Genomic DNA, 9,859 nt, shown 5'->3' on the forward strand with positions numbered 1-9,859 from the left:
ACCGTGAAAATCGAAGCAAACTCGTCATTTTCTTCTGGTTCAGTTTCTTGCGACTTAGGCTCTAAGAAATAACATTCCTCAATAATCACCTCCGTCACATAAACATCCTGCTGATCACGATTCTTATAATGTCTCGAATGAATACGACCCTCAATCCCTAAACGATCGCCCTTCTTCACAAAACGTTGAATCCGATCCGCCATCTTCCCAAAAGCAATCACCTGAATAAAATCCGTCTGCTTATCCCCATCATTCTGCCTATAAATATTCTGCACTGCCAAAGTATTTCGACAAACAGAATTCCCCTTCTCAGATTGATGAACAGCGACGTCCTTAATTAGACGACCAATTAATGAAACATGATTCATTTTTCCGTACCTCCATTGAATGATTAAAGAACAAATTGTTCTTCACTCTATAAGTACGAAAAAAATCTCAAAAAATATTTTTTTACGAAATATTTTTTCTTAAATTTTCAGCAAATTCAGATATTTTTCTCAAGCGGTGGTTTACCCCCGATTTCGAAATCGAACCAGAAGGAATAATCTCCCCTAAATCCTTCAAACTAATATCCGGATTTTCTTTTCTCACTTGCGCTAATTCAAATAATTTTACAGGTAATGCCTCTAACCCAACTTTCTCCTCAATGAATAAAATATCTTCCATTTGACGAGAAGCTGCTGTAACGACTTTATTAATATTGGCATTTTCGCAGTTCACTAAACGATTCACCGAGTTTCTCATATCTCGTACAATACGAATATCCTCAAATTTCATCATCGCATTCGCTGCACCAATGAGTGCAAGAAAATCGGCAATTTTTTCTGCTTCTTTTAAATAAGTAATAAATCCATTTCTTCTCTCAATCATTCTGGCATTGAGCCCAAAAGCATTCATCATATCACAAATATCTTCATTATGTTCTTCATAGTTAGAATAAATTTCTAAATGATAGCGACTCGTTTCAGGATTATTAACGGATCCCCCCGCTAAGAATGCTCCTCTTAAATAAGAACGCATTTTTTCTTCATTATCACGAATCTCAAGTGGAATATGTGTAATTAATTCCAAGTTTTCCATAATACCTAAATCACTTAAAATTTCTTTAGTTCCTTGTTTTAAACGTACAATATACACATTATTTTTCTTCAATTTCATTTTACGGCGAACTAGTAATTCACTTTCAATTTGATAATGCTGTTTTAATAATACGAAAATACGCCTCGCAATCGCAGCATTTTCTGTTTGAATATTTAATACAAACTGACGATTAAATAAACTCAAAGACCCATTCATACGAATGAGTGCTGCTAATTCCGCTTTTGCATGCTCAATATGTACTTCTAATTGCGTTAATTCTTTTTTCGTTTCAGATGCAAATGACATAATAGCCCCCTTTCTCTATACAATAGGAGTGGGAAAGAACAATTGCTCTTCCCCACTTCTTTTTCATTAATCATGTTTTACACTTCGTAATAAAGTAAATAATTCATCAATGACTTTTTGCCCGTCATGATAGACGCCATTTTCTCTTAATTTAAGAAAATCTGTCGAAATCACTCGGCAACCTTGGTCACGTAATCCTTGGAAATCATATTTTACTTGATACAAATATTCTTCATGCTTTTGCTGATTTAAATATTCATCTGGAACTGACTCCGTATTCACTAATACTGTATCAATAAAATGTTCCCCTAAATGTTCATGCAATACACGAACATGATCACTATCTGTAAAATGTTCTGTTTCTCCTAATTGTGTCATAATATTACAAATATACACAACTTCTGCTTTTGTTTCGCAAACAGCTCGTCCAATATCTTCAATCATTAAGTTTGGCAAAATACTTGTATATAAACTTCCTGGTCCAATAACGACCATATCCGCTTCCATAATTGTTTCCACAACATCTCGAGAAGCGATTGGTTTACGATTTTCATCGTAAGTATGAACACTTACATGCTTAATCTTTTTACGATGTTTCACTAATTTAGACTCTCCATCTACAATCGTTCCATCTTCAAATTCTGCTCTTAACAATAATGGTTCTTCTGCAGCAGGGTAAACATGATCTTCAATACTCATCATTCTAGAAAGCAAACGAATCGCATCAAAAATATTATTTCCATGCATTTCTGTTAAAGCAGCAATAATTAAATTCCCAATCGCATGCCCTGCGAAAAATTGATCATCCGACTTAAAACGATATTGGAAAATATCTTTTTGTAAGGAATTCATTGGAGATAATGCACATAAGCAGTTACGAATATCTCCTGGAGGTACAACGTTAATATAGTCTCGAATAACACCAGAACTTCCTCCATCATCGGCAACTGTTACAATCGCAGTTACTTCAGCATCTTGTTTTCTTAAATTTCTTAATAAGACAGGTAATCCTGTTCCTCCACCAATGACGGTAATTTTAGGACCTTTCTTTCGCTTCTTTTCTTGAGGCTCTACTTCAAAAATCACGAACGACCATTCCCTTCTTTACGTTTATCTTTATCTCGGTGAGAAATCGTTACATGATATGAATCAGACATTAATTCTCTTCCTGTACGTTCTGTTAATGCAACAGAACGGTGTTGACCACCTGTACATCCAATCGCAATTGTGACACTTGATTTTCCTTCTTTTTTATAACCAGGAATAACAAAGTCTAATAATTCCATAAATTTATGATAGAAAGTTTTTGTTTCAGGTTGACTCATCACATAGTCATAAACAGCATGGTCTTGTCCTGTTAATGGACGTAATTCGTCAATGTAATGTGGATTTGGTAAGAAACGAACATCCATTACGATATCCGCATCAATTGGAATCCCATATTTAAATCCAAATGATACCACTTGAATTGTAAAAATATCACTATCTCCATTTGAGAAAGTATGCATAATTTCCTCACGTAATTTTCTTGGAGAAAGAGTTGTTGTATCAATGACTTTTTGCGCACGAACTTTAATATCTTGTAATAATCGACGTTCTGCTACAATCCCGTCAAATACACGTCCGTCCCCTGCTAACGGGTGAGTACGACGAGTTTCTTTATAACGAGAAACTAATGCATCATCACTTGCTTCTAAAAATAAAATTTTCGTAGTAATAAATGAAGTATTATCTAACCCACTAATCGATGTCATAATTTCATCGAAGAACGCTCTTGAACGTAAGTCGATGACTAATGCGATTTTTGTAATTTTTCCAGATTCTTTTACTAATTCCCAAAATTTTGGTAATAAACTTGGTGGCATATTGTCAACGCAAAAATAGCCCATATCCTCGAAGCTTTGCATTGCGACTGTTTTTCCAGCGCCACTCATTCCTGTAATGACCACTAATTCTAATTGATCTACCATGTGTCATTCACCTCTCCTATTTCGTTCTCTCTATCATAACATATCCGGGCGTTCCATGGGAAATTTTAAGCGATTTTCTCTCCTTTTAAGCCCTTGTATCTAACTTATCTTGCTGTAATAAAATTTTTAAAGTTGTTCCTTCTCCAACAACTGATTCTACGGATAATTCTAAACCTAAATTTTTCGCAATTTCATTAGATAAGTATAGACCTAATCCTGAAGAATGGTAATTCATTCTTCCATTAAATCCACTAAATCCTCGTTCAAAAATTCGTTGCTGGTCAGATTCTGCAATTCCGATTCCTGTATCTTGAATACATAAATAAGGTCCGTCTAAATAAATCGAAATTTGCCCACCTTTGTCCGTATACTTAATGGAATTTAATAAAATTTGTTCTAAAATCACACTAAACCATTTCGCATCTGTCACTATCACTTGCTCGATAGCATCATAGGACAAGCGAAGATTTTTATAAATAAAGAACGTTGCAAACTTCTTCAAAATTTGACGAATCATACTGTCCAAAGAATGTTCTCTTAACACTAAATCTTGATGAAAAGTCTCCATTCTCACGTAATGCAGGACAAAATCAGTATACGTCGTAATTTTAATTAACTCTTGTTCCAATGGACTCTTTTCCGGAAGAGTTGGTAAAGCTTGAATTAATAATTGACTTGAAGCAATACTTGTCTTAATTTGATGAATCCACATCGTATAGTAATCTAATTGCTCTTTATAAGCTTCTCTTTGTTGAAATTCAGCTTGTGCTAGTTGAGTAGCATACTCCTCTAAAGTCTCTAATAAAAATTGTTCAGACGTCGTCCACACTTTTTCACTTTGAAGCAATTCTTTCCAATTTGGATTTTCCTTTATTTTTTTATACTGCAGAAAATCCTTTGCACACCATGAAGTTAAAAATATGCCTGAAAAAATTACCACTAGTACTATTAAATACAACATCCATTCCAGTGCATTAAAAGCATAACCAAAGACTAGCCATAAGCATAGAATAAAAGCGATATACACTAGAAAATGTTTATGACTGAATAGCCACTGTTTAATGAACTGTCTCTTTTCTTTACTCATTGGAATCCACCAACCCATAACCGATCCCTTTTTTAGTCGTAATAAAATTCACTAGACCGCATTCTTCTAATTTTTTACGAAGTCGGGCGACATTAACCGTTAAAGTATTATCATCAATAAAGAAATCACTATTCCATAATTCCTTCATCAATTCATCTCGACTGACATAACTGCCGACTCTTTCAAATAGCACACGTAAAATTTGAAATTCATTTTTTGTCAAATCGATTACTTGTTGGTTATAAGTAAATTGAGTTGTTTTCAAATGTAGTGTCGCCCCCTTATATTCAATCCAATCTTGAGTTCCGACAAATTCATATGCACGGCGGAAAAGTCCCTGGATTTTAGCTACTAATATCGGCATTTCAAAAGGTTTGGTAATATAATCATCTGCCCCCATATTAATCGACATAACAATATCCATCGGTTGTTGGTGAGAAGATAAAAATAAAATCGGTACATTCGAAATTTTACGAATTTCTTGGCACCAATAATAGCCATTAAAAAATGGAAGAGTAATATCTAAAATCACTAACTGAGGATTTACTTTTACAAAATCATTCATTACTTTATTAAAATCTGTTACACATGCTACTTGATAATTCCATTTACTTAATTCCTGAGCTACAGCATCACGAATAATAGGTTCATCTTCCACAATCATCACCGTATGCATCCATTTCACCTCAATTTCTAAACATTCCTATACACCTTGATTGTATCACGGAATAAATAAGAAAAAAACACCTTCCTTTAGTAGCTAGGACATAAAGGAAAATGTTTTTTCATCATTGTTTTAAAAATTTATTTTATAATTGTCTTAAAGTTTTGGTTCGTTGTCGCTTCTAATACAGGATGTTTTTTCATATAATCCGCAATTAATTCTGTCATATCAATTTGTACTTCACGTACAATTTTTTCTGGTTTAAACATTGCGTAGTTTCCTCCACCTACTGCACGATATTGGTTTGTTACAACTTCTAATTCATCCGTATCTTGAACAGGAGCTCCATGATAGTCTAATCTCGTCACTCGTTCACCAAATGGTTTTGTAAAATCAAGCGTATACTCAATACCTTCATACATATCATAATTATAATACTGTGGTTTTGGTTCGATATATTTTGGATTAAATTGAACTTCCCCATCTTTTACAATAAAGTAAGTCGCTACTCTTTCTAATGCTAAACGTAAATCTTCTCCAGAAATTTTTAACACTGCTAAAGTATTTGGATAAATGTAGTTTGTAATGACGTCACGCATCGCAATTTGAGAACCAAACCCTCGTCCTTCATTATTGAATAAAGCTGTTCCCGAAATATCTGCACCCGTTGCTTCCATTTGAACTTTATTAATAAATTCAATATAAGGATGCTCGACTAATCTTGCTTGTTGAGGATCTGTAATCGTCATATCTCCAACAACAGTTCCTACTGGTGTGTCTAACCAATCTTCAACATCTGCTTGTAATTCTTCAAACATTTCTAACACTTTAGGATCTGCTTTAACTCCCGCTGTTTCATGTAATTTCGCTTGGCTATTAACAACAACATAACGGTCGCCTTTTTTTTCAACTTGTAAGCTAATCTCACCTACATAAGCTCCACGGTAACCAGGTTGAATAACGGGAACCCCATTTACTTTTGTCGCAATCACACGGTGTTGGTGTCCTGTTACAAGAGCATCAATTCCAGGTACTTTAGTCGCAATCGCATACCCTTCATTTTCTCCTGTTAATAACTCAGTTGGTTCACCAGTTTCTAAATCTGATTCAAACCCTCCATGATACGTCACCACTACGATATCCGCTTTTTCATGCATTTCTGGTACATATTTTTGTGCAGTTTCTAAAGCACTAACAAACGTTAAATCTTTAACGGTTGCAGGTTGTTCCCATTTTGGAATATATGGAGTTGTTAATCCTAAAACGGCAATTTTAACGCCTTCTTTTTCGATAATACGATAAGGATCTCCAAATACTTGCTCTCCTGTTTTAGAAAGAATATTTGCACAAATAATTGGATGATTGTAGGATTCAATCGCTTCACGTAAATAATCTAATCCATAGTTGAATTCATGATTTCCTAAAATTCCTAAATCGTATTCTAAATAGTTTAAAACTTTTGTTAAGTCATTGGCAATATGATGACCTTGTTTACGAACATAGTAACTCAATGGTGAACCTTGAATGAAGTCTCCATTTTCAATTTGAACAACTGGTCCCTTTGCTTCTTTTTTGATTTTTTTAATAATAGTCGCAGCTTTTGCCGTACTAAAACCTAAATCTAAATTTCTTTCAGCATAGTTTGTAGGTAATACATATCCATGCATATCACTTGTTTCAATAATTTTGATTTCCATTTTATCCCTCATTTCACTCTTTAGTCACAGTTCATTGTATCATATTAGCATTAAAATATATAGCTAGAGTCCACTTTGATTCTATCTCATAAAATCCTATTTTCAAAAAATTGTTTCTGTTCTAACTTTCCTGTATACTACAATTACTATCATGAAAGGAAATAAAGAATGAATTTTAAGAAATCTTTTTTACAATTTAGTATTCGAAAATTAAGTATTGGGGTAGCTTCTATTGCTATAGGCTCAATTTTTATGAATGCTTCAATAGCTAGTGCAAATACAATTGCACCTTCTAAAGCAAATACTTCAACTAATTCAATAGTTCAACCAAAAGAAATGAATCAAAACAACCAGATTCAACCAACTATAGGAACAAAACAAACACAAAATAATGAAAATAATAAAGCCACAGCTCCTGACATTTTAACACTAACAGGTAAGATGCCAAACGATACTTCTTCTATTAAACAAAACCAATTCATTGAAAAAGAAGCAGTTAAAGAAACAGCAAAAGAGCATCAATCTGTAAGAAGCTTAACAGCTGAAGATGCCTTAAAAATTTCTAAAGGGGAACTTCAATCTGAAGATCATTTAATCGATCACTCCCTATACGGAGAAAAACCATTAAATCCGGAAGGTGACGATGATCACGATGGCATTAAAAACAAAGATGAAATTTATATTTATCGTAAAAATAATAAAGAATATGTAGGTTACCATAGTCATCCACTTTTAGAAGACAGTGATGGGGATGGTTTACGAGATAATGAAGATGATAATAAAAAACAATGGTATATGACTGATAGAGATGCCATTTTCTTCATGAATCTTGCTTATCAAGATGAGACTTCTATCAATAAAGTATTAGATCACACAAAACCTTATCCAAGTCTCTTTCTAAAAGAACAAGAATTTAAAATGATGCACAATGAATTAGCTCCATTTTGGAAATTAAAAAAATCTTATCACACAACAAGTGGAATGGATGCATTTTTATTTGAAACAAAAAGCGATTTAGCCTATCTAAAAGACAACACTGTTCAAATGCTAGCAATCCGTGGAACAAATCCTAGCGAAATGAAGGATTTAACTACCGATTTAGTATTATTTGGTGGAAACAAACCTGCTCAAGCAGATGATATTCGAAAAGTAGTTGGAGAATTAGCAAAAGATTCTAGTATTACAAATTTATATATGACAGGACACTCTCTTGGGGGATACCTAGCACAAATTGCTGCCGTAGAAGCTTATCAAAGATATCCTAAGTTTTATGAACAAGTATTGAAAAAAGTAACGACCTTTAATGCTCCAAAAGTCATTACATCACGTACTGTTTGGAATGCGAATAATGGATTTTGGGATGTTGGTTTAGAAAGTAAAAAGCTAGCCATAAATGGGAAAATCAAACATTATGTTGTTGATAATGATAATGTAGTCGGCTCATTAATTCATAATGATGCTGATGTTGTCACTTCTACGGGTAACGCTAGTTTGAAACATGGTTCTCGTGGATATTTTGAAAGTCGTTTAAATTCCTTTGATAACTTTAATATTGGAAAACGTTCGACATTAGATAGCCAAGGATATCGTGACCCTCAATTAAAAAAGGTTCAATTTATCAAAAAAACTGCTACTCCTGAAAATCCAACTCAACCAAGTGTTGACTTACTAGAAAATGTAGCATTAGGTAAACGTGTCACTCAAAGTTCAACTGCCTTTGGTGGGGATGCTAGTCGTGCAGTCGATGGCAAAACAGATGGAGATTTCCGTCATCAATCTGTTACTCATACAAATTTCCAGTCAAAACCTTGGTGGCAAGTTGATTTAGATAAAGAAGAAACAATTCGTCAAATTAATATTTTCAATCGTACTGATACTGCTCAAGATCGACTCTCTAATTTCAACGTTATTCTTTTAGATAGTTTTGGAAATGAAATTGAGCGTAAACGTATCTCTGCTTTAACAAATGCTTCTGCTCAACTTGCGATTGATTATAAAAAAGCACGATTTGTTCGAATTGAATTAGAAGGACATAATGCTCTTAGCCTTGCAGAAGTTCAAGTCTTACGTGCAGAAAATATCGCGTGGAAGAAACAAGCTTCGCAAAGTTCAACAGCTTACGGTGGAGATGCGAACCGTGCTTTAGATGGAAACACTAATAGTTCTTATTCTCAAAACTCCATCACGCACACAAATTTTGAAAATAAAGCTTGGTGGCAAGTAGACTTAGGTCGAAATGAACAAGTAGGATTCGTAAGATTATTCAATCGTGGAGATGGCGAAGTTGCCAAACGTTTATCGAATTTTGATGTCATCTTATATAACGATAAGGGGCAAGAAGTTTCTAGACAATATATTAATCAATTGACTTCCAACCACTTAGATGTACAATTCAATGGTCAATTTGGAAGATTTGTCCGTATTCAATTGCGACATGAACATCAAGCACTAAGCTTAGCTGAAGTAGAAGTATTTAGACATACTCCTGTAAAAGATGCGAATATTCAAATTATTCCAATAAATCAACCATCCCATCCTTCAACTACTAAAGATAAAGTTTTAACGATTCAACATAAAGGTGCTTATGTAGCACGTTATACGATTACTTGGGATGAAATTAGTACAGATAAAAATGGAAATCAGACTATTCGTTCTAAGAGTTGGGAAGGTAATGGTGTGAGTCGAACAAGTGGTTATGTTCTGAATCTTTCTGTAAAAGCTAATATGAAAAACGTTCGTGTAAAAATTGAAAAGGCGACTGGTTTATTCTGGAACTGGTGGAAACCGATTTATGATAATAATTTATTATTGAACAATTCACAACGTACAATCACCCATTGGGGAACAACTTTAAACTCTAAAATTGCTGAGCAATAACTGAATGTATATACGAAAAAACACACTAAGAATTTAGTGTGTTTTTTTGACGACTAAAATGAGAAAAGACTTCCCATAGTAGTATGAGCAGTATCAGCCACATCGGCTGATACCGCAGGAAAATTTGGCTCATCGACAAATTCTGTTGGTGAATCAAATTTAACACCAAATTAAGTCT

General features: G+C 34.0%; 8 protein-coding genes. 1 reads left to right on the forward strand and 7 read right to left on the reverse strand.

The window, feature by feature from the left end; genetic code table 11:
• From RWZ86_RS07570 to RWZ86_RS07600, 7 genes are all read right to left on the reverse strand, one after another.
• A partial coding sequence (locus tag RWZ86_RS07570; RefSeq protein WP_314681065.1) for a single-stranded DNA-binding protein occupies positions 1 to 368 on the reverse strand: 368 nt, incomplete at its 3' end.
• Positions 369 to 450: 82 nt separating this feature from the next.
• The gene (gene whiA / locus RWZ86_RS07575; RefSeq protein ID WP_227932360.1) at positions 451 to 1,386 is read right to left on the reverse strand and encodes a DNA-binding protein WhiA; all 936 of its coding nucleotides are present in this window, start codon (positions 1,384 to 1,386) and stop codon (positions 451 to 453) included.
• Positions 1,387 to 1,452: 66 nt separating this feature from the next.
• Positions 1,453 to 2,472, reverse strand: coding sequence for a YvcK family protein (locus RWZ86_RS07580; RefSeq protein WP_314681067.1), 1,020 nt, complete (start codon positions 2,470 to 2,472; stop codon positions 1,453 to 1,455).
• Positions 2,469 to 3,356: an RNase adapter RapZ gene (rapZ, locus tag RWZ86_RS07585; protein WP_314681069.1), complete on the reverse strand. Its 888-nt coding sequence runs from the start codon at positions 3,354 to 3,356 to the stop codon at positions 2,469 to 2,471. Before rapZ ends, RWZ86_RS07580 begins: the two co-directional genes overlap by 4 nt.
• A gap of 85 nt (positions 3,357 to 3,441) precedes the next feature.
• Positions 3,442 to 4,461 (reverse strand): sensor histidine kinase, encoded by a 1,020-nt coding sequence (locus RWZ86_RS07590; protein WP_314681071.1) that lies wholly within the window; start codon positions 4,459 to 4,461, stop codon positions 3,442 to 3,444.
• Positions 4,436 to 5,119, reverse strand: coding sequence for a response regulator transcription factor (locus tag RWZ86_RS07595; protein ID WP_314681073.1), 684 nt, complete (start codon positions 5,117 to 5,119; stop codon positions 4,436 to 4,438). Before RWZ86_RS07595 ends, RWZ86_RS07590 begins: the two co-directional genes overlap by 26 nt.
• Positions 5,120 to 5,247: 128 nt before the next feature.
• Positions 5,248 to 6,804, reverse strand: coding sequence for a 5'-nucleotidase C-terminal domain-containing protein (locus RWZ86_RS07600; protein ID WP_314681075.1), 1,557 nt, complete (start codon positions 6,802 to 6,804; stop codon positions 5,248 to 5,250).
• Positions 6,805 to 6,972: 168 nt separating this feature from the next.
• Here RWZ86_RS07600 and RWZ86_RS07605 point away from each other — a divergent pair, with 168 nt between their 5' ends.
• Positions 6,973 to 9,681: a thiol-activated cytolysin C-terminal domain-containing protein gene (locus tag RWZ86_RS07605; RefSeq protein WP_314681077.1), complete on the forward strand. Its 2,709-nt coding sequence runs from the start codon at positions 6,973 to 6,975 to the stop codon at positions 9,679 to 9,681.
• Positions 9,682 to 9,859: the final 178 nt, after the last annotated feature.

This window comes from uncultured Granulicatella sp., assembly GCF_963545075.1.
Lineage (GTDB): Bacteria > Bacillota > Bacilli > Lactobacillales > Aerococcaceae > Granulicatella.

Bases quoted from the DNA above. Each gene is read 5' to 3' on its own strand.
- whiA (WP_227932360.1), bottom strand. From the start codon at position 1,386: ATGTCATTTGCATCTGAAACGAAAAAAGAATTAACGCAATTAGAAGTA.
- RWZ86_RS07590 (WP_314681071.1), bottom strand. From the start codon at position 4,461: ATGGGTTGGTGGATTCCAATGAGTAAAGAAAAGAGACAGTTCATTAAA.
- RWZ86_RS07595 (WP_314681073.1), bottom strand. From the start codon at position 5,119: ATGCATACGGTGATGATTGTGGAAGATGAACCTATTATTCGTGATGCT.
- RWZ86_RS07600 (WP_314681075.1), bottom strand. From the start codon at position 6,804: ATGGAAATCAAAATTATTGAAACAAGTGATATGCATGGATATGTATTA.
- RWZ86_RS07605 (WP_314681077.1), top strand. From the start codon at position 6,973: ATGAATTTTAAGAAATCTTTTTTACAATTTAGTATTCGAAAATTAAGT.
- rapZ (WP_314681069.1), bottom strand. From the start codon at position 3,356: ATGGTAGATCAATTAGAATTAGTGGTCATTACAGGAATGAGTGGCGCT.